Origin of the sequence: Xanthomonas sp. CFBP 8443 (assembly GCF_025666195.1) — a bacterium.
Classification (GTDB): domain Bacteria; phylum Pseudomonadota; class Gammaproteobacteria; order Xanthomonadales; family Xanthomonadaceae; genus Xanthomonas_A.
The window spans coordinates 1143244-1167986 of record NZ_CP102592.1 but is presented as its reverse complement, the minus strand read 5'-3'; the positions used below and the strand labels follow the sequence as shown (position 1 = coordinate 1167986).

The window sequence follows — 24743 nt, the reverse complement described above, 5'->3', positions numbered from 1 at the left end:
ATCCGACAAGGAGTTCCCGATGCCACGTTGTTCCTTCAGGTCGTTCATCGCGCTATGCGCCTTGTTGGCACCGCTGTCCGCGGCCGCCGCGCCACGCTGCGACTGGAACAGCATCGCCGCCGACGCCGACCGCGCCACCGTCACCGCGTCGGTACGCACCCTGCAGCAGGCGATCGCGCCGCGCTACGAGGAAGCCGACCTGGAAGCCGGCGCAGCGCTGGCACGCGGCCTGTTGCAGCGCGCGCAGTCACCGCAGGCGCCGGGCAAGCTGGAAGGCCGCTGGAAGGTGCGCTCGATCCAGGTCGATCGCGGTTTCGCCTATGCCTATCCGTACTTCAAGGCCGAGATCGGCGCCGATCCGTGCGGCTACCGCCTGAGCAAGACCAGCGGCTCGCAGCGCAGGAGCGGCACGCTGTATCCGCTGGCCAGCGGCAGCCCCGCATTCGCGTTCCTGGGCGCCAGCACCGTCAACGACGAGCCGCAAGGCCGCTATGCGCCCGGCAACGTCTCCGACGGCACCCATGGCAACAGCGTCGGGCGCCTGGTCGCGCTCGGTCCGGACGAACTGCTGCTGATCCTGGACGGCAACGCCGACGGCTTCGAGCTGTACCAGCTGATCCGCTGAGCGGTTGCGCCGGCGCCGGCCGCGCAGTTGGCAGCGGCCGCCGCGGCGGCGACAATGGCCGCATGCGCATCGGACCCTACACGATCGAACCGAAGGTGATCCTGGCGCCGATGGCCGGGGTCACCGACAAGCCGTTCCGGCTGCTGTGCAAGCGCCTGGGCGCCGGCCTGGCGGTGTCGGAAATGACCATCTCCGACCCGCGTTTGTGGCAGACCCGCAAATCGCTGCAGCGCATGGACCACGCCGGCGAACCGGACCCGGTCAGCGTGCAGATCGCCGGCACCGAGCCGCAGCGACTGGCCGAGGCGGCGCGCTACAACGCCGACCACGGCGCGCAGCTGATCGACATCAACATGGGGTGTCCGGCGAAGAAGGTGTGCAACGCCTGGGCCGGCTCGGCGCTGATGCGCGACGAGGCGCTGGTGGCGCGCATCCTCAGCGCGGTGGTGAACGCCTCGCCGGTGCCGGTGACGCTGAAGATCCGCACCGGCTGGGATTGCGACCACCGCAACGGCCCGGCCATCGCCCGCATCGCCGAGGATTGCGGCATCGCCGCGCTGGCCGTGCACGGCCGCACCCGCGACCAGCACTACAGCGGCCAGGCCGAGTACGCCACGATCGCGCAGATCAAGGCCGCGCTGCGCATCCCGGTGATCGCCAACGGCGACATCGACTCGCCGCACAAGGCCGCGCAGGTGCTGGCCGCGACCGGCGCCGACGCGGTGATGGTCGGCCGCGCCGCGCAAGGCCGGCCGTGGATCTTCGGCGAGATCGCGCACTACCTGGCGAGCGGCGAGCTGCTGCCGGCGCCGCCGCTGCAGTTCGTGCGCGACACCCTGCTCGGCCACCTGCAGGCGCTGCACGATTTCTACGGCGAAGCGCAGGGCGTGCGCATCGCGCGCAAGCACCTGGGCTGGTACGCCAAGGACCGCCCCGAAAACGCGGCGTTCCGCGCCGTGGTCAACCGCGCCGAGACCGCGCAGGCGCAGCTGGCGCTGACCGCCGACTATTTCGACGCGCTGATCGCCGGCGTGCCGCCCGCCTTGCCCGCGGCGGCCTGAGCGCCGCCGCCAGGAGCACGCCATGAGTACGCCCACGCCGCCCACCTATCTGCATGGCTTTTCCGGCACCGAGCAGGCGCGGCTGCTGAAACAGGCTCGCCTGCTCGAAGCCACGCTGTTCAACCAGATCGACTACACCGGCGCGCGGCGCCTGCTGGAAGTGGGCAGCGGCGTCGGCGCGCAGACCGAAGTCCTGCTGCGCCGCTTTCCCGAGCTGCACGTGACCGGCGTGGACCTCAGCGAGGTGCAACTGCAGGCCGCGCGCGACAACCTGCAGCGCATGCCGTGGTGTCGCGAACGCTACACCCTGCAGCAGGCCGATGCCGGCGACCTGCCGTTCGAGCCGCGCAGCTTCGATGCCGGATTCCTGTGCTGGGTACTGGAACACGTGCCGTCGCCGGCGCGGGTACTGAGCGAAGTGCGGCGCGTGCTGGCACCGGGGTCGCCGGTGTACGTGACCGAGGTGATGAACGCCTCGTTCCTGCTGCATCCGTATTCGCCAAACGTGTGGCGCTACTGGATGGCGTTCAACGACTTCCAGTACGACCACGGCGGCGATCCGTTCGTCGGCGCCAAGCTGGGCAACCTGCTGTTGGCCGGCGGTTACCGCGACGTCAGCACCGAGATCAAGACGCTGCACCTGGACAACCGCGAGCCGGCCCGGCGCAAGACCATGATCGCCTTCTGGGAAGAAGTGCTGCTGTCCGCCGCCGAGCGGCTGCTGCAGGCCGGCGCGGTCGGCGAGGACACCGTGGCCGGCATGCGCCGGGAGATGGCGCAGGTGCAGAGCGATCCGGACGCGGTGTTCTTCTATTCGTTCGTGCAGGCGCGCGCGACGGTCTACTGACCGCCGCCGCGGTGCGCCCGCGGGACCAGGTGCACGCCCGTCGCGCTCAGTGCGCGGCAGGCGGCGGCGCGCCGACTGGCGTGGCCGCTGCCGGTTCGGTCCAGATCCGCCGCCACATCTTCGCCAGCGCGGCGCGGATCTGCCCGCGCGCCACCGGCGCGCGATAGGCGGCCTGCAGCTGGCGCGGTTCGATCGCCTGCCAGCCACTGCCCTGCTGCCGGGCCACCGCGAAGTTGAAGTTGTAGTCCGGCTCCAGGCCCATGCGCAGGTCGCTGAGGACCAGCTCGCCGTCCTTGACCTGGGCGCGCATGAAGCCGCGGTTGAACCAGCTCAGCCGCTGCACCGCCGGCAGCGCGCGCACTTCGCCCAGCGCCTGGGTGTTGGACGGAAAGCCCTGGAAACGCATCGGTCCGTTGTCGGCGACCAGCGAGCGTTCGCCGATCACGTAGCCGCCCGGGGTCATCGCCACCACCCGCCACAGCAGCGTGTTGAACGGCATCGGCACCGAGAAGCGCGGCGCGTGCTGCAGGCCCATCGCCGCCAGCGCACGGTCGGCTTCGCGATCGACCAGGTGCTTGGCCAGCAACGACCAGCCCAGGTAGGCGCTGCTCAGGATCAGCCCGGCCAACAGCGCCTGCTGCGCCACGCGTCGCATGCGCCCCCACCAGGCGACGGCGCAGGCCAGGATCAGCCACAGCGTGTAGCCCGGATCGATGATGAAGACGCTGGACCACATCGCCGGCGGCGGCCGCAGCGGCCACCACAGCTGGGTGCCGTAGACGGTGAACGCATCGAGCAGCGGATGGGTGATCAGTGCCAACTGGATCGCCCAGAACCAGCGTTGCGGCGCTTCGGCCACGCGGCCATGGCCGAAGCGCCGGAACAGCCACCAGATCAGCCAGCCCAGCAACGGCAGCACGAACAGCGAATGGCTGAAGCTGCGGTGCACCGTCATCAGCGTGACCGGGTCGCGGGTCAGCGGCAGCAGGAGCAGCGAATCGAGGTCGGGCACGGTGCCGAGCGCGGCGCCGGCGAGCAGCGCGGCGCGGCGATGCGCCGCGGGAGTGATGACGGCGGCGACGGCGGCGCCGAGCACGATCTGGGAGAGGGAGTCCATCGGGCGATGCTAGCAGGCGATGGGGCATCCGCGATTTGAAGCACCGCGAGACCGCCGCTGCCAAACGACTTGCGGCCGATCAGTGTGGTGCACTCCGCTCGGCCTCGGGCCATCGACCCGGAGCGCTTCCAGGACGAGCCTGCTTGCTGGCTTCGCTTGTCGCGGTTGAAAACGCTCCTAACAGGGCTTGCGGCGGGACCGCTGCACTGTGGAAGAGGCTTCGGCCCGAACGGCATACGACACCGCAAGGGCTACCGCTCCGTTCGTCGCGACTGAAGTCGCTCCCACAAGGAGCGCTCCGCGGCGAACCCAGCACTGTGGGAGGGACTTCAGTCCGAGTGCATCCAGGCTGGCAAGCATTGCCGCTTCGTTCGTCGCGGCTGAAGCCGCTCCTACAGGGATTGCGAAGACGACTGGGTGCACTGTGGGAGGGACTTCAGTCCCGACTGCATGCAGGCTGGCATGCATTGCCGCTTCGTTCGTCGCGGCTGAAGCCGCTCCTGCAGGGATTGCGAAGACGGCTGGGTGCACTGTGGGAGGGACTTCAGTCCCGACTGCATGCAGGCTGGCAAGCATTGCCGCTTCGTTCTTCGCGGCTGAAGCCGCTCCTTCAGATGAAGCCTGGCGCGAGTGGGTGGAAACGTAGCCGTCGCAATTCGCGCGCGATCACGCCGCCTGCGGCAGGCGCAATACGCGTGGCGCCAAGGTCTCGAGAACCTGACCGGTATGCGACAGCAGCTGCAGCCGGCCCTGGTGGTCTTCGCTCAGCGCGGTCAGGCTCTCGACCCAGTCGCCGTCGTTGGCGTAGACCAGGCCATCGCGCTCGAACAGGCCGGCGCGGTGCACGTGGCCGCAGACCACGCCGTCCAGGCCGCGGCGGCGTGCGTCGTCCAGGCCGGCGTCGACGAAGCGTTCGATGTAGCGCTCGGCGGCGCTGCTCTGCCGCTTCAGGTAGTCGGCCAGCGACCAGTAGCGCATGCCGAAGCGGCGGCGCACGCGGTTGGTCAGTTGGTTGCCGGTGAGGATGCGGTAGTACAGCCAGTCGCCGAACTTCTCCTGCAGGCCGCCGAACTGGGTGACCGCGTCGTAGTCGTCGCCGTGCACCACCAGCAGCCGGCGCCCGTCGGCGGTCACGTGCACCGCACGCCGGCGCACCTGCATCGCCGGCAGCGCCAGGCCGCAGAAACGGCGGATCGGGCGGTCGTGGTTGCCGGGCACGTAGATCAGTTCGGTGCCCCCGCGCGCCAGCGCATGCAGCGCATCGATCACGCGCTGGTGCGCCGCGCCCCAGACCGCGCGGCGTTGCGCCATCCACCAGAAGTCGACGATGTCGCCGACCAGGTACAGCTGCTTGCAGTGCAGGCCGCCGAGGAAATCGGCCAGTTCGCGCGCATGGCAGTGCGGCGCGCCCAGATGCACGTCGGACACGAACACCGCGCGGCGCGGTGGGGACAAGCTGCTCACCTTGTTCATGCCATCACCTCTGCTTCGCTGCGGGGCCGTTCCAGGTAGCGCATGCGCTTCTTGCTGCGGATGCGCTGCAGATCCAGTTCGATCAGGCCGTCGACCGCGTCGTTGAATGCCGGGTCCACGCCGAAGGCGAGGAAGCGCGCGCCGCCGGGCTCGCACAGTTCGGTGTATTGCTTGTAGAGCATCGGCACCGCCGCGCCGAGCGCGTCCAGGTTGCCCTTGAGCACCTTGAACGCGGTGTCCGCGTCCAGCGCGTCGAACGCCGGCGGCGCCTGCGAATAGTCGAACGGCCGCGCCGAGGCCGCTTCGCCCAGCGCATCGCCGTAGTAGTGCGCGTAGTAGGCCACGATCTGCTCGCGCGCCTGCCGCGGCAGCGCCGCGCTGATCGAGACCGCGCCGTACAGGTAGCGCACCTGCGGGTAGTCGCGCAGGTAGGCGCCGATGCCCTGCCACAGGTAATCGATGCTGCGGCTGCCCCAGTAGTCGGGCACCACGAAGCTGCGGCCCAGTTCCATGCCCGCGGCGATGCGCGGCAGCAGCGCTTCGCCGTAGCGGAACAGCCCGGCGGTGTAGAAACCGGCCAGGCCGCGCTCGGCCAGCACCAGCGCGCCGCGGGCGACGCGGTAGGCGCCGACCACACGTGCGGCGGCGCCGTCCCACAGCACGATGTGCTCGTACCAGGTGTCGTAGTCGTCCAGGTCCAGGCGCCGGCCGGTGCCCTCGCCGACCGCGCGGAAGGTCAGCTCGCGCAGCCGCCCGATCTCGCGCAGCAAGGCCGAGCCGGCGCGCAGCCGGCCGACCCGGATCTGCTTGCCGTCCACGGTCTGGCCCAGGCTGCGCAGCGTGGCCAGTTCCGCCGCCACCGCGGCCGGGTCCTCGGCCTCGACCAGCGGCTCTTCGCTCGGCGTGGGCGCGCCGGCGCCGGCACGACCCAGCGCATACAGCTCGCGGCGCAGGCCGCGCATCAGGTCGGTGTCGGACTGATCCGGCGGCAGCGTGCGCGCATGGCCCAGGCTCAGTGCGATGCGGCGCTCGCGGCGGGCGAACATCTCCCGCGCCAGCAATGCGGTGCCGGCCGGCTTGAACAGGGCGGAGGCGCCGTAGAACAGCGCCGAGTTGCGCGCATGGATACGCACCGGCAGCACCGGCGTGGCGGTGCGCAGCGCGAAGCGGGTGAAGCCGCGGCGCCAGCGCCCGTCGGCCACCCCGCCCCAGCCCAGCCGCGACACTTCGCCGGCCGGGAACACGATCACGCACTGCTCCTGCTCCAGCGCCTGCTCGATCGCGCGCACGCTGGCCGGCGACGGCGCGCCGCCGAGGATGCGCACCGGCAGCAGCAGCTCGCGCAGGCCTTCCAGCGCCCACAGGAAATCGTTGGCGACGATCTTCACGTCGCGCCGCACTTGGCCCACGCAATCCAGCAGCGCCAGCGCATCCAGCGCGCCGGACGGATGGTTGGCGACGATCAGCAGGCGCCCGCGTGCCGGAATGCACTCGGCGGGAGTCGGCGCGACCACGTAGCGCGCCTGCAGGAAATCCATCCCGGCCTGGACCAGGGCGAAGCCGCGCAGTTCATGGCTGGCGTCCAGGAACGCGTCCAGCGCGTCCAGGCCCGACCACTTCTGCAGGCCGCGCAGCAGCGGCCGCACCAGCCGCGAGCGGCGGCCGGCGAACCAGTGCGGGTAGCGATCCTGCAGACGACGTTCGAGTGCGAGCACGGCAAGCCCCCTTGCTGACTGCGCACAGCTTCGGCCCCCGCGGCGACACCGATCTTGCAATATGACTACGGCAAGGTGACGGCGGCGGCCCTGCCGGCTGACCGGTTAACCTTGCCCAACGCCGCCAGGGGCACAATGCACAGCACCGCGCGCCCGTGTATCATGCGCGTCCATCTTTTCATCCGAATACAAGGATATAGCCGCGATGTCCAGCTATCTCTTCACCTCCGAGTCGGTCTCCGAAGGCCACCCGGACAAGATCGCCGATCAGATCTCCGACGCGGTGCTCGACGCCATCCTGACCCAGGACAAGCGCGCACGCGTGGCCTGCGAGACGCTGGTCAAGACCGGCGTGGCGATCGTCGCCGGCGAGATCACCACCAGTGCCTGGATCGACCTGGAAGCGGTGACCCGCAAGGTGATCCTGGACATCGGCTACAACAGCTCCGACGTCGGCTTCGACGGCGAGACCTGCGGCGTGCTCAACCTGATCGGCAAGCAGTCGCCGGACATCAACCAGGGTGTGGACCGCAAGAAGCCCGAGGAACAGGGCGCCGGCGACCAGGGCCTGATGTTCGGCTACGCCACCCGCGAAACCGACAGCTTCATGCCGGCCGCGATCCACCTGTCGCACCGCCTGGTCGAGCAGCAGGCCAAGATCCGCAAGAAGAAGAACTCGCCGCTGGCGTGGCTGCGCCCGGACGCCAAGAGCCAGGTCACCCTGCGCTACGAAGACGGCGTGGCGACCGCGATCGACGCGGTGGTGCTGTCCACCCAGCACGACCCGGACATCAAGCAGAAGCACCTGATCGAGGCCGTGCGCGAGGAAATCCTCAAGCCGGTGCTGCCGGCCAAGTGGCTGCACAAGGGCACCAAGTTCCACATCAACCCGACCGGCAAGTTCGTGATCGGCGGGCCGGTGGGCGACTGCGGCCTGACCGGGCGCAAGATCATCGTCGACACCTACGGCGGCTGGGCGCGCCACGGCGGCGGCGCGTTCTCCGGCAAGGATCCGTCCAAGGTCGACCGTTCCGCCGCCTACGCGGCGCGCTACGTGGCCAAGAACGTGGTCGCCGCGGGCCTGGCCGACCGTTGCGAAGTGCAGGTCTCCTACGCCATCGGCGTGGCCGAGCCGACCTCGATCTCGGTCACCACCTTCGGCACCGGCAAGATCGCCGACGACAAGATCGAGAAGCTGATCCGCAAGCATTTCGACCTGCGTCCGTTCGGCATCATCCAGATGCTCGACCTGATCCACCCGATGTACCAGCAGACCGCCTCGTACGGCCACTTCGGCCGCACCCCGAAGGCGTTCACCTACACCGACGGCACCGGCGCGCAGCACAACGCCACCGCATTCTCGTGGGAAAAGACCGACCGCGCCGACGCGCTGCGCGCGGACGCGAAGCTGAAGTAAGCCCGGTTCGCCCGCGCTTGCACGAAAACGGGCCGCATCGCGGCCCGTTTTTTTTGGTCCGTCCCGGCGGCGATGACGCCTGCGTCGCGGTCGGAAGGCACTATCGCGACGGTATGCGGATTTCCACTGTGGGAGCGACTTCAGTCGCGACGGGCTTTATCGGTAAGTCCCGTCGCGACTGAAGTCGCTCCCACAATGTCCCCTGCGCGGAATGCAGACATAGGTTTCGGGTCGCCGCCCCAACCGACTCAGCCGCGCCGCTGCAACGACTCCTGCAACACCTGCTGGAACTGCTGCAGCGTGCACAACCCGGTCTTGGCATCGCTGCAGCCGGGCACGCGCAAGGTCTGCAGCAGCGGCGGCGTGTGCAGGCTCAGCGGGGTCAGTTCGCGCAGCTGGTCCAGCGATTGCGCCTGGTAGCGCAGGCGCACGTAGCGCTGGCCGCTGCGTACGTCGCGCACCTGTTCCAGCACCAGCGCGCCGCCCGGCGGCGAATCGTCCAGGCCGAAGCCCGGCAGATGGAAGTGCAGGTCGAGCAATCCGCTGAGCGCGGCGATATGGGTGTCGCTGGCGACCAGCACGGTCAGTCTCGGCGCGTCCGCCACGCCCAGCGTGTCCAGCACCCGCTGCGCCAGCGGCGCGCCGGCGCGCGCGGCCATGTACTGCGGTCGCGCGTAGATCTCGAACAGCAGCGCATGCAGCCGCGACACCGCGCCGATGCGCGCGCGCGTGGCGCGGCCCCAGCCGACCTGGTCCAGCGGCAGGCCTTCGGCGTATTGCAGGATGAACACCTCGGCGGTACCGGAGGTCAGGTCCAGCGGACCGTGCAGGGCGATGCCACGGCCGTCGGCGCCAGCGCTCAGCGACGACGGCATGCGCGCGAAATCGCAGTCCCTGGCGCTGCAGCCGAGGATCTTGCGCATCGTGCGCAGCTCCTTCGCATAGGGCGCCAGCACCGCGCCGGGACCGCCGGTCTGGCGCTGAATCGAAGCCACCGCGGCGGCGGCATCGAAGTCCACCGCGCCGGCCTCGACCGGACGGAACAGCGGATCGTCGCTGCCTTGCGCCCGATGCCCGGCCTGCAGCCCGCAACCGGGCGACAGCGTCTCGGCCAGGACCTGCGCACTGGCAATGGTGCGCTGATCGGTGTTGGCGTAGACGCTGACCGCGCCGGCAACGGGACAACCGGTGGCCGGCAGCACGCCGTCGCGAACCAGCCATTGCCTGGTGTAGTCGCCGCTCAGTTGCACGGCGACGCGGCCGTGCTCGGTGAGCAGGCTCGCCGGCGTGTTCCACACCGGCCACGGCCGATCGGCCAGCGCCGCCGCCGCGGCCTCGCCTTGCAGCGGCGCGCGCACGCCGTGGCGGAACAGCATCAGCACCTGCTCGACCTGCAACTGCGGCGCCGTTGCCGCCTGCTGCGGTTGCCGCGCCTGTGCGCCCGCCGCCGTCGTCGCCAGTACCACCCACAGCGTCCAGCGCATGCGCTTGCTCATCGTCGTTCCAGGAAAAGGGAAAAGGAAACCGCTCACGGTCCGCCGCCATCGCAGCGCGCGCTGACCCGGTCGCAGCGCAGGCCCGCGACGATGCCCAGCTGATAGCCCAGCCGCAGCGGGTCGGGTGCGCCGGCGTAGTAGTCGGTGCTGATCCATTGCGCGCCGGCGTCCAGCGCCGCCTGCGCGCGCCGCCGATCGTGGGCGCGTGCCTGCACGCCGTCCACGTCGGCACGGGTGCGCACGATGTAGCCCTGCGCGACCCGCGTGCGGATCAGCGCCGCATCGGCCTGCGGATCCTCGATCGACAGCACCGCGGCCTCCGCGGCGTCGGCCGCATACCAGCCGAACATCATGCGTCCGGCCAGCGAGGGATGACCCTGCCGGTACAGCGCCTCGTGCCGCGGATTGCCGTCGAGCACGAACAGCAGCCGCCCGCGCGCCTGCGCCAGGGTCGGCCAGCGCCTGTCCAGCACCGCCGCGCGCAGACTCGGCGCAGTGCCGCGCACGTCGTCGGGCACGATCAGCCGCGCGCGGCCGAGGACCTCGGCGATGTCGCGGTCGAGCGCGTCCAGGCCGGCCGCATCGAACGCGGCGCGGTGCGGCCACACGCCCGGCGACGGGTCGAAGTCCACCGCATTGACCAGCACCACCAGCGGCGCGTGCCGCGGATGCGCCTGCGACCAGCGCGCGAAGATCGCCAGGCAGTCGCGGAACCGCAGGCAATGACTGGCGTAGTCCAGGCCCGGCTGGTGCAGCACCTTGGCGCCCGGCATGCGCATCTTCGCCAGCGTCGCCGCCGCGGCGCGGCCATGCGCATACGGCGCCGCGTACAGGCCGCCGTGCGGATCGGCGGCGACATCGAGTTCGAACTGCAGCAGGCCCAGCGCCAGTTGCGTCTGCAGCGGCGGATGGCCGTAGGCCAGCGCCGGCCATTCGGACGGCGCATGCGCCTGCAGCCGGCGCTGCACCTGCGGCGTTGGCCAGGGCCGGTAGCTGTTGTGCGAACCGAGCAGTTGCAGCTGGTCGAGCCGCAGCGATTCGGGCGGCGCCGGACGTTCCTGGGCACCGCCATGCATGGCCGGCATCGCCAGCAGCGCGCCGATCCATGCGAGCCGCCGCACGCGCCGCGGCAGACTGCCGCGACGCGCGAGGGAAGCGGGCCCGCGCGAAGGCCGCCGGTTCAGAACGTGTACTTCACGGTCAGCAGGCTGGTGCGCCCGGCATCGACGATGTCCGAGATCGCGGTGCTGTTGCGGCCGACGTGCGCCCAGTAGCTCAGGCGGTTGGTCAGGTTGGCCACCGACAGGTCGGCGCGCAGGTGGTCGCTCACCGCATAGCCCACGTGCAGGTCGACGCGGGTGATCGGCTTCACCCACAGGTCGTCCCAGCTGGCGCCCTGCTCCAGGTAGTCGTAGACCGACACGTATTCGCCCGAGTAGTGGTAGCTCAGGTTCACCGACAGCGGCCCCTTCTCGTAGAACAGCTCGGCATTGGCCATCAGGTCCGGCGCGTTCTGGATGCGCTCGTCGCGGAAGCCGGCCATGCCCAGGTCGACGCGGGTGGACTGGCGGGTGACGTTGGCGCCGATGCCGAAACCGTCCAGCGGCGCCGGCATGCCCTGCAGGGTCTGCCGCACCGCCGCTTCCACGCCCAGCACCTTGCCGTCGCCGCCGTTCTGCGGGCGCACGTAGCGCACGTTGCCGCTGCCGCTCGCGCCGGCATTGGCCGCGTCCGATCCGTTCTCGTAGATGTAGTCGGACAGGCGCTTGTAGTAGCCGGCCAGCATCGCGTGGCCGCCGACGCCGTTGTCCCATTCGCCGGACAGGTCGACGTTGAGCGCCTTGATCGGCTTCAGGTCGGGATTGCCTTCGGTGATGGTGGTGACGCCGTCGCTGGACACGTCGTAGTTGGAACCGCCGCCGAGCTGCACGAACGCCGGACGCGTGTAGCTGGTCCAGACCGAGGCGCGATACACGGCGCGGCCGTCGCCGGGGCGGTAGTTCAGGAACACGCTGGGCAGCGGTTCGTCGTAGGTGGTGTGGTTGTTCTGGAAGTAGCCGGCCAGCTCGTTGCCGCCGCTGTCCTTGGGCATCGTCCAGAACGTGTTGCGGATGCGGGTCTGCTCGAAGCGCAGGCCGGGAATGATCTCCAGGTCGCCGGTCTTGAACGTCGCCATCGCATACGCCGCGGCCACCGCCTCGGTGCCGCGCATCGTCGCGCAGTTCTGGTTGTTGATCGCCAGGCTGCCGCAGGTGTCGAAGGCCTCCGGGGTCATGTACTGGGCGATCGAGGCCTTCAGCGCCGCATTGCTCAGCTTGACCGTCGGGTAGTCGTACTTGCCCGGATACACCGCGTCGTATGCGCCGTTGACCAGGCCGGTGTCGGCCAGCAGGGTGCCGTCGGTGAACTTGCCGGTGGTCCAGTCGCGCGAGGTGTATTCGCGCGAGCTGTCCACGTACTTCACGCCGAACTGCAGGCTGCTCAGCGCGCCCTCGTCGAAGTCGTAGCGCACGTCGAACTTGGCGCCGCCCTTCTTCTGCCCGCTGTAGGACTTGGTCAACTGGCCGTGGCGGCGCGCATACAGGCTGCCGATGTCGTCGGCCTGGTTCTGCATTGCCGAGGTCAGCTGCGGCACCGGGAAGCCTTCGCTGTCGTAGCCGATGAAGCTGTTGGCGCCGTACGGAAATTGGGTGGACGTGTATTGATCCACGCGCGCGGAGACTTCGATGTGGTCGGGCCGATCGTTGTCGCCGTAGCCGTAGAACAGGTTCGGCGACAGCGTCCAGTTGCCGAGCTGCTTGTCGGCGCCGAACTGGAACGTGGCGATGTCGGCCACTTCCGGGTTGGTTTCGTACCAGTAGCGCACCGCGACGCGGTCGATCTGCGGCTGGTACACGCCGGTGCTGCCGATCTGGGTGTAGCTGACGCTGGCCGGCACGAACTGCGTGTAGCCGGTGTTCTGCTCGGTCTTGGCGTAGGCGTAGGTCGCCCGCGCATACAGCTGCAGGCTCGGATCCACATGCCAGTCGAAGGAGACGTTGCCGCCGTAGCGCTTGGTGTCGCCGCCGGAATAGCCGATGTTGGTGCCGGTGGACTGCAGCGCGTCTTCCGGATCGACGCCGGCGGCCAGCTTGCCAGCGGCGGTGGTGCGGGAGAACTCCCACGAACCGTCGTTGCGCGCGGCGGAAGCGCTGGCCACTTCGCTGTTCACGTAGTGGCGCTCGTCGTAGTAGGCGCTGGCGTAGAGGCCGAACTGGCGTTCGCTGCCGAACTTGGCGTGGAATTCCCCGGCCGCACCCTTGCCCAGACCGCTCTCGTCGTAGTCGCGTGCGCGGCTTTCCATGCGGCCGCTGGCGGTGACGCTGCCGCCGATCGCGTCGCTGTAGTCGAAGCCGCTGGGCGTGCGGTAGTCGATGGTGCCGCCGATCGCGTCGCCGTCCATCGCCGCGGTGGAGGTCTTGTTCAACACGATGGTCTGCAGGCCCGAGGGCGGCAGCAGGCTCAACTGCACGCTGCGGCTGTACGGCATGCCCTGGGCGACGTTGACGCCGTTGATCAGGTTGACGTTGTATTCGGCATTGAGCCCGCGCACCGAGGCGAACATGCCTTCGCCGCGCGCGGCGCCGTCGACGCCGCCGAAATACGACTGCCCGGTGTTGACCACGTTGACGCCCGGCAGCAGGCCCAGCGCCTCGGCGATGTTGTGCACGGCGGTGTACTTCAGATCGTCGGCCGACAGCACGTTGGCGGTGTTGCTGGCCGCCATCTGCATATCGGCGGCGTTGTAGCGGTTGGCGGCGACGGTCACCGCCGACAGCGTCGTGGCGTTCCTGGCCGCGGCCGGCGCGGTGTCGTCGCTGGACTGCGCCTGCGCCTGTGCCTGCGCGGCATCTTCGGCGTGGGCGGTGGCGGCGACGGTCAGGCTCAGCGCCAGGGCGATGGAACCGGCAAGCCGGTGCGGCCTGGCGCGGTGCGATGCGTGGTTCATGGGGATTCCATCAGGACGTGGGGGTGACCCGGCGCGCAACGGCGTTGCGGCCGGGAAGGCAAAGCAGCGCCCGTATCGCCGGATTCGAGCCGGCAACTGGGCGAATATCTGGGGGAGGTTCCGTGTCGGAGCCGGACCGTGCGACTGACGGGCCGTTAACAACTGCGGCGCATTGTGTGCGCCGATGTTTGCAGGTGCGTGACGGAGTTCATGGATGAACACGCGCGCACTGCTGGGGCGATGCGTGCGTGGTGACATCGCGAGTGCAGACGAGCGCAACGGTAAAAGCAGCAGGGTCGCGTCGGGGCTGAAGCCCCTCCCACAGTGCACCCAGCCGACGTGCCGCACGGTCCTGTGGGAGACTCCAGTCGCGACGAGCGAAGCGGTGGATCTAGCGGCTTCGGATCCGGTCGGGGCTGAAGCCCGTCCTACAAGTGCACCCAGCCGGCTTGCCACAAGTCCCTGTGGGAGCGACTTCAGTCGCGACCAGCGAAGCGGAGCTACCGGCTTCGGATCCGGTCGGGGCTGAAGCCCCTCCTACAAGTGCACCCAGCCGACTTGCCGCAAGTCCCTGTGGGAGCGACTTCAGTCGCGACGAGCGAAGCGGCGGATCTACCGACTTCGGATCCGGTCGGGGGCTGAAGCACCTCCTACAGTGCATCCGGCCGGCCCGTCGCCGGACCGCGCCTCACTCCGCCGCGATCTCCGCGTGCAGGATGCGGCGGATCTCCAGGATCGCCTGCGGCGTCTCCTGCACGCTGTGCCCGGAGGTGATCACCAGTTCCGATTCGGCTCCATCGAGATGCGCGCTACGGTACGGCACCAGCCCGTCGTCGGCGTCGGCCAACGGCACCGCCGGATTGCGCCGGGCGATGATCGAGTTGTAACGCACGGCTGGCGAAATTGGCAGTTCGGCGGCCGCACGCACGAACGGATCGGTGTCGCGCAGGTTGTCGATGCCGTTGGGCAGGCGTTGCGGCACGCGGTCGTCGTCGCCGATATCGCGCATCACCTCGGTGAAACGCGCGAGCAAGGTCACCGGCAGGCGGATCAGCCCACCGACCAGGCGGCCTATGCGGCCCTCGGCGAACGCCGTCCCGCGGTGCGGTGCGGCGATGAAGATGGCGCGGTCCACCTGCGGCAGCGGCGCGAAGCGCAACAACGGCTGCAGGCGCTCGCGTATCCGCACGCCGCGTTCGCCGCTCAGGTCGCGACCGGCGAGCAAGTCGTTCCAAATGCGATCGCCGGAGCTGCTGACCAGCAGCCGCGCGATCACTCCGCCCATGCTGTGCCCGACCAGCACCATGTGCCGCGATGCCGGCGCCTGCCCCTGCGGATCGAAATCGTGCAGGGTCCGCTGCAGCAGGGTCTCGATCTGCGCGCGGTTCCAGGCGATCGGCATGTTGGTCGGATAGTAGACCTGCCAGATCTGGTAGTGGCGGCGCAGTTGCTCGTCGCCCATGATCTCGTTGGCGACGTTGACCCAGGCTTCGGGACTGCTGGCCAGGCCGTGCAGCATCAGCACGATGCGCCGGTTCGGGTCGTAGGGCTGCATCAGGTACAGGTGCGGTTGCTCGATGCCGTGTTCGCGCCCGAGCATCGAGCGCAACGACTGCTCGGCGAAACCCGAACGCGCCAGCCACAGGCCGTAGGCGGCGGTGAAGTTGGCCGCCAGCGGCAGCCGCTGGCCGTGCACGACGACCTCGTTGTCGCGATACGGATCGTAGGGCGCGATCACCACGCTGCGCGTGTCCAGCACCTGCGCCAGGCTGTCGCCGTCGAAGCGCAGCAACACCGTGGTCGGCGCGTACGACAGTTCGCTGTAGCCGGCGGTGTCGGTGGCTGCTTGCCCTGGCTTGGCGCCAGCCACGATCGCGGTCGGATCGCCGACCTGCGCCGGCGACACTTCCGCCACCAGCTCGGCGCCGAATCCGTCGCGGCGATAGGTGCTGCGCAGGCCGTCGAAGCGCAGCGAAGCGGCAGGCACCATCGCATTCGGCCGCGCCACTCCGCCCGGCAGGCGGAAACTGTCCAACTCCGCGCGCACCTGCCAGCCGGCAGCGGCCTGCGTGTCGTCGTCGCGCAATTCGCCGCTGGGGCTGCGCGCGCGCCAACGCTCGAACATGGCGCCGACCACATGCTGCACCGCGTAGTTGTAGTAGTCGCGCACCTGGGTCTGCCGGTCCTCGAAGGCGCGCGCGCTGGCCGGGCGCTCGGTATAGAACAGGTAGGCATAGGCGTAGCGCGCCGTTTCCAGCCATGCCTGCAAGGCCGCATCGTCGAGCGCGATGGTCGCCTTGGGCGTCCGCGTCGTCGCCGCGCGCAACCACAGCTCCGACAGCGTCGCCAGGCGGCGTTCCTCGTCCAGTCCCTGCACCGTGCGCAGCTGCGCGGCGCAGGCGGGGATGTCGGCTTCGCAGGGCTTGCGCTCGATCGCCACCACGCGCAGCGTTTCCTGGCTGGCGTCGCTGAGTTCGCCGGTGCTGAGCACGTCGCCGCGCTTGGTCGCGATGTAGTCGCCGGCCGCGCGCGACTGCACGGTGACCATGGCGCAGCCGGAGCCTGCGAGCAGGCCCACCGCCAGCAGCGCACGCGCCGCCAGCTGCCATGCGGCCTGCGCGGCGCGCATCAGCGCAGCGCTCCGGGAAGCGCTTCGCCGGGAATGCCTTCGCGGATGCGCTGCGAGAAATCGGCGCCGCTGCCGGCCTGGCGTGCGCGTTCGCCGATGCGGCCGCGCGCCTGCAGCGTGGCCAGCGCATAGCCGGGCATGAAACCGTGTTGCGCGTACACGTAGGACGGCAGGTAGCCGGACAGCAGCAGCCGGTAGTCCAGCGGCAGCTGCGGATCGAGCTTGCGCACCAGCTCGAACACGATGGTGGTGCAGTTGCTGGTGGCGGTGTTGTAGAACTTCGGCCGATGCAGCAGCTGCTGCGCCTGCGCCACGTAGCCCAGGAACAGCTGGCGCAGCTGCGCGCGCGGGATGTTCAGCCGGTACAGGTAGACGTCCTCGCCGCGCACGTTGCTGCGTACCGCGAGGATGTCGCGCTCGTCGGCGGCGATCATCACCTGCTCGAAATTGCGGAAGAACCCGGCCAGCGCCGAAAACGATTCGCCGCGCTCCCGGCGGATCTCCAGCGAGAACACCACCCGGCGGCCATCGTCGAAACCGAACGAGACCAGGGTGTGGGCGATCGCCGGCCCCATCCAGTAGGACAGTGCCAGGTCCGCCGAGACCAGCCGGTCTAGGTCGTACTGGCGGGTTTCCCAGCGCGGCGTGTAGTCGTTGTCGCTGCGCCAGGCGAAGTTGCGCACGTTGTGCAGGGTGACGATGTGGCCGTCCACCTGTGGCTGCAGCGGCTGCGCCACGTCGTCGGCCCAGTCGCGGTCCTGCTCGGGCCGCAGCTGCGACCAGCCGAACACCATGCCGGCACAGCCGATGGCGAAGATCAGCGGCAGCACGCGGTAGTCGCGGGGGTGGCGCAGGCCCCACAGCGCGGCGCCGCCCATCGCCACCCACAGCAGCGCCGAGGCGTAGCGCACCAGCGCCCCGGTATGCGGCAGGTAGGCCAGGAACAGCGCGCCGCAGACGCCGGCCAGCACGATCGCCAGCGCCGCCGCGGCGCGCGCCAGGCGTGCCGGCCAGCGCCGCGTGCTCATAGCGTTGCCACCGCCGCCGGCGTGGCCAGCGCATGGCACAGCAGCCGACAACCGCGCAGCGCCAAGGCCTTGCGTTCGGCTTCGTCGCCGCCGCGCTGGCAGGCGCCGAGCATGTCCATCAACAAAGCGAGGTCGTCTCCATCCAGACCTGGGCGGCACAGGCCGGCATCGGTGGCGCGCCGCAGGAACGGCAGCAGGATCGCCATCAGCCGCGCATGCGCCACTTCGATCTGCGGATGGTCGCGCGGCATCGAGCGCCAATAGTCGGCCAGCGGAGCGGACATCGCGATGTGCTCGGCGACATCGCGCAACAGCAGGAACAGGCCATCGGGGCGCTCGCCGATGTCGCGCGCGCAGTGTTCCAAGCCATCCAGGGCGCGCTGCAGCAGCGCGATCATCAGGTCGGTGCGATCGGCGAAATTGCGGTACAGCGTGGCCCGGCCGACGCCGGAGCGCTCGACCACCAACTCCAGCGGCGCCAGCACCCCGTGCTCGCAGAACACTTCGTCGGCCGCGTCGAGCAGCAGGCGGCGGCGTTGGGCGGCATCGGCGCGGAGGTCCATGGCGGGGATTATCGGACAATTCTGTCCGCTTGCGATAGTGCCGCGGCTGCGGCCGGGTTCGAAGCCCGTCCGGCAGCACGGCTGCCGGACGCGGCGGCCGCCGTCAGCCGGTGTTCTGCACGCCCTGGGAGACGCCGTTGACGCAGGCCACCAGCGCGCGCAGCAGCTCCTCGTCCTCGCCATCGGTCGCCCGCCAGCGCTGCAGCAGGTCCACCTGCAGCACGCTGATCGGGTCGATGTAGGGATTGCGCAGGCGGATCGACAGCGCCAGCCGCGGGTCGTGCTGCAGCAGCGATGCTTGCCCGGTCAGCGCCTTCACCCAGCCCTTGGTCAGCGCCAGTTCGTCGCGGATGCGCGGGAAGAAGCGCTCGTGCAGCGGCCCGGCCAGGCGCGAGAACATCTCGGCGATGTTGAGGTCGCCCTTGGACAGCACCATCGCGATGTCGTCGAGGAAGGTGCGGAAAAACGGCCAGTCGGCGGCCATCTCGCGCAGCGTGTCTTCATGGCCGGCGTCGATGGCCGCGCGCAGGCCGCTGCCGACGCCGTACCAGCCCGGGATCACTGCGCGCGCCTGGCTCCACGCGAACACCCAGGGGATCGCGCGCAGGTTGTCCAGCGCCGCGTCCTGGCCCAGCCGCCGCGACGGCCGCGAGCCCAGGGTCATCCGCTCGATCACGTCGATCGGCGTGGCCAGGCGGAAATAGCGCATGAACTCGGCATCGCCGACGAAATTACGGTAGGCGCGAGTGCTGTGCTCGGCGACGATGTCCATCACCGGCCGCCACGCTTCCTCGCGCGCGTCAGGGGCGCGCGGGCGCAGGCTCGACAGCAGCACCGCGCCGGTCATCTGCTCCAGCGAACGCAGCGCCAACGCACGGATACCGTACTTGCGATGGATCACCTCGCCCTGCTCGGTCACCCGCAGCCGGCCGTCGACGCTGCCGCGCGGCGCCGCTTCCAGCGCGCGCGTGGTCTTGCCGCCGCCGCGCACGATCGAACCGCCGCGGCCATGGAAGAATGTCAGCCGGATGCCGAGCTCGGCAGCGGCGTCGAGCAGTTCCACCTGCGCACGCTGCAGACCCCAGCGCGAGGCGGCGATGCCGCCGTCCTTGCCGCTGTCCGAATAGCCGAGCATCACCATCTGCACGTCGTCGCGCGCGGCCAGGTGGCGGCGGTAGACCGGATCGGCGAGCAGGTCGCGCAAGGTGTCGGTGCCGCCGCGCAGATCATCCACGGTCTCGAACAGCGGCACGATGTCCAGCGGCACCGCGCCGCCCGCGTCGACCAGGCCGCCGCGCCGCGCCAGGGCAAGCACGGTCAGCACGTCGGCGCGGTTGTGCGCCATGCTGATGATGTAGCTGCCCAGCGCATCGGCGCCGTGGCGCGCGCGCGCATCGGCGAGCGCGGCGAACACCGCGTCCAGCCGAGCGTTGCCGGCATCGTCGGGCGCCGCCGGCAAGGCCTGCTCGCCGCCGGCGTAGGCACCGAGCACGGCCGCGCGCTCCTGCGCCGACCGCGCATCCCAGCCGTCGTCGCCCAGCGCCGTGGCCACCGCGCGCGCATGCACGCTGGACTCCTGGCGCACGTCCAGCCGCGCCAGGTGGAAACCGAAGCTGCGCACCCGCCACAGCAGGCGCCGCACCGCGAACCAGCCGGCGTGCAGGCCCTTGTTGGCCTGCAGGCTGTCCAGGATCAGTTGCAGGTCCTGCTCCAGCTCGGTCGGCGTGGTGTAGGCGCCGCCGGGCGCGTCGTCCAGCGTCGCCTGCAGGCGCGCGCGCATCAGGTCGTTGAACAGCCGGTAGGGCATGTCGCCGTGGCGCGGGCGCGAGTGCGCCGCGGCCTCGGGCAGCAGCTGCCGATAGCGTTCCAGTTGCGCCAGCAGCGGCGCACTGACCGCCACCAGCGTGGTCGACTGGCTGAGCAGGCTGGCCAGCTGCCACAGTTCCTTCAGGTAGCGGTCCAGCACCGCGCGGCGCTGCGCATCGAGCGTGGCGGTGATGGTGCCGGCGTCCACGTTGGGATTGCCGTCCATGTCGCCGCCGACCCAGGTGCCGAAGCGCAGCAGCCGCGGCAACGGCACCGGCACGCCGTAGGTTTCCTCGATCGCGTGCTCCAGGGTTTCGTACATCACCGGGATCACCCGGTACAGCACCTGGGTCAGGTAGAAGCCGACGTGCTCGCGCTCGTCTTCCACGGTCGGCCGTACCGGCGAGGAATCGGCGGTCTGCCACGAGGCGGTCAGCGCCATGCGGAAGCGCGCCGCGTCGGTGGCGCGTTCGCCGGGCGTGCGCATGCCGTCGAGGTTGTCGACCAGGCTGGCCACCATCAGTTGTTCTTTTTCCAGCAGCGCGCGGCGCACCGCCTCGGTCGGGTGCGCGGTGAACACCGGCTCCACGTCGATCCGCGGCAGCCACTCGCCCAGTTCCTGCGCGCTCACGCCCTGCGCCTTGAGCCGCTGCAGCGCATCGTGCAGGCCGTCCGGCTGCGGCGTGTCGGCGCTGTTGCGCTGGTAATCGCGGCGCCGGCGGATGCGGTGCACGCGCTCGGCGATGTTGACCACCTGGAAATAGGTACTGAAGGCGCGCACCAGCGCCTCGGCATCGCGCGGCGCGCGGCCGGAAAGCTGCTCGCTCAGCGAGGACGGCGGCGCATCGCTCTCGCGGCGCGCGATCGCGGTGGTACGGATGGTCTCGATCTCGTCCAGGAACTCCGCAGACACCTGCTCGGCGAGCAGGTCGCCGACCAGCGCCCCCAATCGGCGTACGTCGTCGCGCAAGGGAATATCGGGCGTGGCAAACACGATGCTGCTGCGGTACTCGTTCATCGGAAACGCATGGCTCGGCTGTGGGGGCGCCGCAAGACTAACCCAAAAGTATTAGTCCCCCGCCCGGTCCTGATAACGGTTTCAAAGCGAACCATCGCCGGTGCCGCGACACAGGCACTCCTGTGGGAGCGACTTCAGTCGCGACGACGCCATGCCGGACGCGTCGCGACCAAGCCGCTCGGCACAAGAGCCGGCCGCACTCGGCAACGCCCCCGAGGCGCCACCGGTGCGTAACGATCGCCCCCGGCAGGCCTGGTCGCAGCGCCGTCGCGGGAGCGGCGCCAACGCGCGCTGCATCCCAGGACGAGCGCCGCCCATTCAAGCACCGTACCCCGCAGCCGTTATACTTGGCTATCCCTCCGCCGAGGGGCGCTGCGACCGTGTCGATGCGGGGGCCTCCCCGCCTCCAGACCCGGCCAGGCTCGGCGGCAGGCTTGAGCGACAACGGCGCCCGGACCTTCGCGAGTTTCTCGCCATTGACCGGAGCTTTACCGATGAACGCTGTACGCAAGAGCTTTTCCACCGAGGGCGACTACAAGGTCGCCGACATCTCCCTGGCCGATTGGGGCCGTAAGGAGCTGGACATCGCCGAGCACGAGATGCCGGGCCTGATGTCGATCCGCCGCCAGTACGCCACCGCCAAGCCGCTGGCCGGCGTGCGCGTGACCGGCTCGCTGCACATGACCATCCAGACCGCGGTGCTGATCGAGACGCTGAAGGACATCGGCGCCGACGTGCGCTGGGCCTCGTGCAACATCTTCTCCACCCAGGACCACGCCGCCGCCGCGATCGCGGTCACCGGCACCCCCGTGTTCGCCTGGAAGGGCGAGAGCCTGGAGGAATACTGGGACTGCACCCTCGACGCGCTGACCTTCACCCTGCCTGACGGCACCCAGACCGGCCCGGAACTGGTGGTGGACGACGGCGGCGACGTCACCCTGCTGATCCACAAGGGCTACGAGCTGGAGAACGGCTCCAAGTGGGTGGACGAACCGGCCTCCTCGCACGAGGAGCAGGTGATCAAGGACCTGCTCAAGCGCGTGGCCGTCGAGCGCCCCGGCTACTGGACCCGCGTGGTCAAGGACTGGAAGGGCGTGTCCGAGGAAACCACCACCGGCGTGCACCGCCTGTACCAGCTGGCCGAGGCCGGCACCCTGCTGGTGCCGTCGATCAACGTCAACGACTCGGTGACCAAGAGCAAGTTCGACAACCTGTACGGCTGCCGCGAGTCGCTGGCCGACGGCCTCAAGCGCGCGATGGACGTGATGCTGGCCGGCAAGGTCGCCGTGGTCTGCGGCTACGGCGACGTCGGCAAGGGCTCGGCGCACAGCCTGCGCGCCTACGGCGCCCGCGTCATCGTCACCGAGATCGACCCGATCTGCGCGTTGCAGGCGGCGATGGAAGGCTTCGAGGTCAACACGGTCGAAGACAGCCTGGGCCAGGCCGACATCTACGTCACCACCACCGGCAACAAGGACATCATCCGCATCGAGCACCTGACGCAGATGAAGGACCAGGCCATCGTCTGCAACATCGGCCACTTCGACAACGAGATCCAGGTCGAGGCGCTGTACAAGTACCCCGGCGTGCAGAAGATCAACATCAAGCCGCAGGTGGACAAGTTCGTGTTCCCGAACGGCAACGCGATCTTCCTGCTGGCCGAAGGCCGCCTGGTCAACCTGGGCTGCGCCACCGGCCACCCGAGCTTCGTGATGTCCAACAGCTTCGCCAACCAGACCCTGGCGCAGATCGACCTGTGGCAGAACAAGGACAGCTACGAGAAGCAGGTCTACCGCCTGCCGAAGAAGCTGGACGAGGAAGTGGCGCGCCTGCACCTGGAAAAGATCGGCGTGAAGCTGACCAAGCTCAGCGACGACCAGGCCGCCTACCTGGGCGTGTCGGTCGACGGTCCGTACAAGCCGGAGCATTACCGGTACTGAGTGGTCGGCGGGTTTGCCGCCGGACGCGAAGAGCAGGTAGAACGGGCGCCGAAAGGCGCCCGTTTTTGTTGGTGGCCAGGCACCCTAGAGACACATCATGTCCATGACGCAGACGACCGGACTTAATCGCCAGTGGTCGCTTGTGCATCACGGAGGCGAGTGATAGCGTCGCACCGCATGCATCCATGGATCGGACCTCATGATCAGACGCGGAAGCGATGTAGGCAGGACATCGCAATGGCTTAAAGGCCTACTCGACCCGCCACTACTCCTGCGCTTCCCCAACAGCAATCGACAGTCGTCGGTTGTGGCCTGGTCATTGCCATGCGTCATCATGCTTCTGCTTTCCCTAGGTTGCGCCAGGAACCTTCAGCATAGGCAACTGACGGATATTCCATTGGCCGAGAAACCCGCCATTCCGTCCACCGAGTCCGCGTGCAAGGCAGCCGGTCAGTTCTGGTCGCAGCAGGGCTTGCCCGGTGGTCCGAAATCCTGCGCGGTGAAGACGACCGATGCATTCAAGATATGCACCGACAGCCTGCAATGCCAGGGAAGCTGCCTGGTCGCGAAAGACCTGCCATTGGGTGCCAAAGCGATCGGCAGTTGCTCGGAATGGATAGCAAACTTCAGCTGCTACAAATACATCGAAGATGGACGGGTGCGCATGCTCTGCGCGGATTGAGCAGACAGCGTGGCACCCTGCTCTGCGGCCCAAACCGCCCCATGCAAGCCAGGCGCCCTCAACCCGGTACGGGTCCGATGAGTGACATCCCATGAAACGCATCGCAGCATCGGCATTGACTGCGGTCGCGGCGCTCTTGCTGGTGGCGATCGCCGCATTCGCCTGCTACGACATGGTGGCGTTCCAGCCGCGCCGAGCGGAGATTCAGGCGCTGCTGCAGCGCGCTCCAGCGCAGGATCGCGATCCGCCGGCATTGATTCGCCGCTACATCCTTGCGTCGCACCAAGCCGATTACCCGCCTACCGCAGCCGTCGCCCGCATGCTGCTGGCGCGCCTGGATGTATCGCGCGATGAAGGCATGCTCGCCTGGCATGCGCGCACGGTGCTCTGGGATCGACTGGTCTGGCTGCACCTGTCGCAGGACGAGATCATGGCGCTGTATACCACCTTGTCCTACAACGGCTCTGGCTATGGCCTCAGCCAGCTGTCGCAGCGGCTGTACGCGAAACCGTTGAGTGCGCTGTCCGAGCCCGAAGCGGCCACGGTCGTTGCGATTCTCTGGTCGCCTGGCCTGCACCTGAGCGACAGGTCGCGCCTGGATCGGCGACGGGACCTCTTGATGGCAAGAGTACGGGCTGCACGTTGACGATACCCTCGCACACGGCATGACCTGCTCCGCGGGTGCGCCCGCTCCTGTCTCGGAAAAAGACTTCTGGAAACTGGTGGATGCGCCGTCGAATTGACGCCACCAAAACTGGGTTGGCAACTCTGTCCACCTAACACCGAGCGGAAAGGACTCATGTTGAAGCCTCGCCGGCTACTCGTTGGCCTGGGCTGTCTCGCAGCCCTGGCTGTCGCTGTCATCGCAGGCCACAAGCCACTGGTGATCTGGTTGATGCACACGCACCCGTTCTCCGCTGAAGCGTTCGACGCTTCGCGTTGGCGTGCCGGCCTGCAGGCGTCGGAGGAAGGCGAATGCGTGCGTGGCCGCATGGCGAACGACATCATTGCCACGGTCGCGCGCCCGGGTCGGCCGAAGTCTGCCGTGGAAGCAGCGCTCGGCGCTCCGCAGGGCATGCGCGGCGAGATTGCGGATTACGAGCTTGGCATGTGCAGCGGGCTCAGGATCGATTTCGATTCGCTGTATGTGGAGTACGCCGATGGCAAGGTGGTGCGGGCGTATCACGTGCAGCATTGAAGCGCCGATGGTCTCCGAGGTGCCCTTGCTTCGGGTGCGGCGAGGTGACTCCCTGAGCCAGATCAGCAATGCGCTTGAGGCCGGACCCTCACCCCAACCCCTCTCCCGATGGGAGAGGGGCTAAAGCACGGTCCTCTGCG

18 protein-coding genes and 1 riboswitch are annotated in these 24743 nt (G+C 69.1%); of the genes, 8 read left to right on the top strand and 10 right to left on the bottom strand.

The window, feature by feature from the left end:
- Positions 1 to 19: 19 nt before the first annotated feature.
- The 3 genes from NUG20_RS04835 to NUG20_RS04825 all read left to right on the top strand — a co-directional run bounded on the left by NUG20_RS04835 (position 20) and on the right by NUG20_RS04825 (position 2533).
- Positions 20 to 625, top strand: a complete 606-nt coding sequence (locus NUG20_RS04835) for a DUF4893 domain-containing protein (RefSeq protein WP_263397318.1) — start codon at positions 20 to 22, stop codon at positions 623 to 625.
- A gap of 62 nt (positions 626 to 687) precedes the next feature.
- Entirely contained in the window at positions 688 to 1686 is a 999-nt protein-coding gene (gene dusB / locus NUG20_RS04830) for a tRNA dihydrouridine synthase DusB (RefSeq protein WP_263397317.1), read from the top strand.
- Positions 1687 to 1708: 22 nt separating this feature from the next.
- The gene (locus tag NUG20_RS04825; protein ID WP_263397316.1) at positions 1709 to 2533 is read left to right on the top strand and encodes a class I SAM-dependent methyltransferase; all 825 of its coding nucleotides are present in this window, start codon (positions 1709 to 1711) and stop codon (positions 2531 to 2533) included.
- A 46-nt stretch (positions 2534 to 2579) separates the two neighbouring features.
- Here NUG20_RS04825 and NUG20_RS04820 read toward each other — a convergent pair whose 3' ends face one another.
- The 3 genes from NUG20_RS04820 to NUG20_RS04810 all read right to left on the bottom strand — a co-directional run bounded on the left by NUG20_RS04820 (position 2580) and on the right by NUG20_RS04810 (position 6838).
- Positions 2580 to 3650 carry a metal-dependent hydrolase gene (locus tag NUG20_RS04820; protein ID WP_263397315.1) on the bottom strand — a complete coding sequence of 357 codons (1071 nt, stop codon included), beginning with the start codon at positions 3648 to 3650 and terminating at the stop codon, positions 2580 to 2582.
- Between the two features lie 666 nt (positions 3651 to 4316).
- Positions 4317 to 5123 carry a UDP-2,3-diacylglucosamine diphosphatase gene (locus tag NUG20_RS04815; protein ID WP_263397314.1) on the bottom strand — a complete coding sequence of 269 codons (807 nt, stop codon included), beginning with the start codon at positions 5121 to 5123 and terminating at the stop codon, positions 4317 to 4319.
- The gene (locus NUG20_RS04810; RefSeq protein ID WP_263397313.1) at positions 5120 to 6838 is read right to left on the bottom strand and encodes a bifunctional ornithine lipid synthase OlsF; all 1719 of its coding nucleotides are present in this window, start codon (positions 6836 to 6838) and stop codon (positions 5120 to 5122) included. The genes NUG20_RS04815 and NUG20_RS04810 overlap by 4 nt, the downstream gene beginning before the upstream one ends.
- A gap of 205 nt (positions 6839 to 7043) precedes the next feature.
- Here NUG20_RS04810 and metK point away from each other — a divergent pair, with 205 nt between their 5' ends.
- Positions 7044 to 8255: a methionine adenosyltransferase gene (gene metK, locus NUG20_RS04805; protein ID WP_263397312.1), complete on the top strand. Its 1212-nt coding sequence runs from the start codon at positions 7044 to 7046 to the stop codon at positions 8253 to 8255.
- Between the two features lie 248 nt (positions 8256 to 8503).
- Here the strand turns inward: metK and NUG20_RS04800 are convergent, their stop codons facing one another.
- The 7 genes from NUG20_RS04800 to ppc form a co-directional block, all read right to left on the bottom strand.
- The gene (locus tag NUG20_RS04800; RefSeq protein WP_263397311.1) at positions 8504 to 9751 is read right to left on the bottom strand and encodes a histidine-type phosphatase; all 1248 of its coding nucleotides are present in this window, start codon (positions 9749 to 9751) and stop codon (positions 8504 to 8506) included.
- A 32-nt stretch (positions 9752 to 9783) separates the two neighbouring features.
- Entirely contained in the window at positions 9784 to 10872 is a 1089-nt protein-coding gene (locus tag NUG20_RS04795) for a Ca2+-dependent phosphoinositide-specific phospholipase C (protein WP_263397310.1), read from the bottom strand.
- A gap of 59 nt (positions 10873 to 10931) precedes the next feature.
- Positions 10932 to 13739, bottom strand: coding sequence for a TonB-dependent receptor (locus tag NUG20_RS04790; RefSeq protein ID WP_263397309.1), 2808 nt, complete (start codon positions 13737 to 13739; stop codon positions 10932 to 10934).
- 688 nt (positions 13740 to 14427) lie between these two features.
- A complete protein-coding gene (locus NUG20_RS04785) occupies positions 14428 to 16368 on the bottom strand; it encodes an esterase/lipase family protein (protein WP_263397308.1) in 1941 nt (646 codons plus the stop codon).
- Complete coding sequence (locus NUG20_RS04780) at positions 16368 to 17396, bottom strand: Lnb N-terminal periplasmic domain-containing protein (RefSeq protein ID WP_263397307.1); 1029 nt, start codon at positions 17394 to 17396, stop codon at positions 16368 to 16370. Before NUG20_RS04780 ends, NUG20_RS04785 begins: the two co-directional genes overlap by 1 nt.
- Complete coding sequence (locus NUG20_RS04775; protein WP_263397306.1) at positions 17393 to 17959, bottom strand: TetR/AcrR family transcriptional regulator; 567 nt, start codon at positions 17957 to 17959, stop codon at positions 17393 to 17395. The genes NUG20_RS04780 and NUG20_RS04775 overlap by 4 nt, the downstream gene beginning before the upstream one ends.
- 103 nt (positions 17960 to 18062) lie before the next feature.
- A complete protein-coding gene (gene ppc, locus NUG20_RS04770) occupies positions 18063 to 20783 on the bottom strand; it encodes a phosphoenolpyruvate carboxylase (protein WP_263397305.1) in 2721 nt (906 codons plus the stop codon).
- A 358-nt stretch (positions 20784 to 21141) separates the two neighbouring features.
- A riboswitch (S-adenosyl-L-homocysteine riboswitch) is annotated at positions 21142 to 21243 on the top strand.
- A gap of 34 nt (positions 21244 to 21277) precedes the next feature.
- On the opposite strand from ppc, the gene ahcY reads away from it, so the two are divergent.
- The 4 genes from ahcY to NUG20_RS04750 all read left to right on the top strand — a co-directional run bounded on the left by ahcY (position 21278) and on the right by NUG20_RS04750 (position 24603).
- A complete protein-coding gene (gene ahcY / locus NUG20_RS04765) occupies positions 21278 to 22723 on the top strand; it encodes an adenosylhomocysteinase (RefSeq protein WP_263397304.1) in 1446 nt (481 codons plus the stop codon).
- A 397-nt stretch (positions 22724 to 23120) separates the two neighbouring features.
- Entirely contained in the window at positions 23121 to 23405 is a 285-nt protein-coding gene (locus NUG20_RS04760) for a hypothetical protein (protein WP_263397303.1), read from the top strand.
- 91 nt (positions 23406 to 23496) lie between these two features.
- Positions 23497 to 24051 carry a transglycosylase domain-containing protein gene (locus NUG20_RS04755; RefSeq protein ID WP_263397302.1) on the top strand — a complete coding sequence of 185 codons (555 nt, stop codon included), beginning with the start codon at positions 23497 to 23499 and terminating at the stop codon, positions 24049 to 24051.
- A 153-nt stretch (positions 24052 to 24204) separates the two neighbouring features.
- Positions 24205 to 24603: a hypothetical protein gene (locus NUG20_RS04750; protein WP_263397301.1), complete on the top strand. Its 399-nt coding sequence runs from the start codon at positions 24205 to 24207 to the stop codon at positions 24601 to 24603.
- The last annotated feature ends 140 nt before the right edge of the window (positions 24604 to 24743 follow it).

Coding starts and splice junctions, on each gene's coding strand:
- NUG20_RS04755 (WP_263397302.1), top strand. CDS start 23,497: ATGAAACGCATCGCAGCATCGGCATTGACTGCGGTCGCGGCGCTCTTG.
- NUG20_RS04750 (WP_263397301.1), top strand. CDS start 24,205: ATGTTGAAGCCTCGCCGGCTACTCGTTGGCCTGGGCTGTCTCGCAGCC.
- NUG20_RS04790 (WP_263397309.1), bottom strand. CDS start 13,739: ATGAACCACGCATCGCACCGCGCCAGGCCGCACCGGCTTGCCGGTTCC.
- NUG20_RS04800 (WP_263397311.1), bottom strand. CDS start 9,751: ATGAGCAAGCGCATGCGCTGGACGCTGTGGGTGGTACTGGCGACGACG.
- dusB (WP_263397317.1), top strand. CDS start 688: ATGCGCATCGGACCCTACACGATCGAACCGAAGGTGATCCTGGCGCCG.
- NUG20_RS04785 (WP_263397308.1), bottom strand. CDS start 16,368: ATGCGCGCCGCGCAGGCCGCATGGCAGCTGGCGGCGCGTGCGCTGCTG.
- NUG20_RS04820 (WP_263397315.1), bottom strand. CDS start 3,650: ATGGACTCCCTCTCCCAGATCGTGCTCGGCGCCGCCGTCGCCGCCGTC.
- ppc (WP_263397305.1), bottom strand. CDS start 20,783: ATGAACGAGTACCGCAGCAGCATCGTGTTTGCCACGCCCGATATTCCC.
- metK (WP_263397312.1), top strand. CDS start 7,044: ATGTCCAGCTATCTCTTCACCTCCGAGTCGGTCTCCGAAGGCCACCCG.
- NUG20_RS04815 (WP_263397314.1), bottom strand. CDS start 5,123: ATGAACAAGGTGAGCAGCTTGTCCCCACCGCGCCGCGCGGTGTTCGTG.
- ahcY (WP_263397304.1), top strand. CDS start 21,278: ATGAACGCTGTACGCAAGAGCTTTTCCACCGAGGGCGACTACAAGGTC.
- NUG20_RS04775 (WP_263397306.1), bottom strand. CDS start 17,959: ATGGACCTCCGCGCCGATGCCGCCCAACGCCGCCGCCTGCTGCTCGAC.
- NUG20_RS04825 (WP_263397316.1), top strand. CDS start 1,709: ATGAGTACGCCCACGCCGCCCACCTATCTGCATGGCTTTTCCGGCACC.
- NUG20_RS04835 (WP_263397318.1), top strand. CDS start 20: ATGCCACGTTGTTCCTTCAGGTCGTTCATCGCGCTATGCGCCTTGTTG.
- NUG20_RS04780 (WP_263397307.1), bottom strand. CDS start 17,396: ATGAGCACGCGGCGCTGGCCGGCACGCCTGGCGCGCGCCGCGGCGGCG.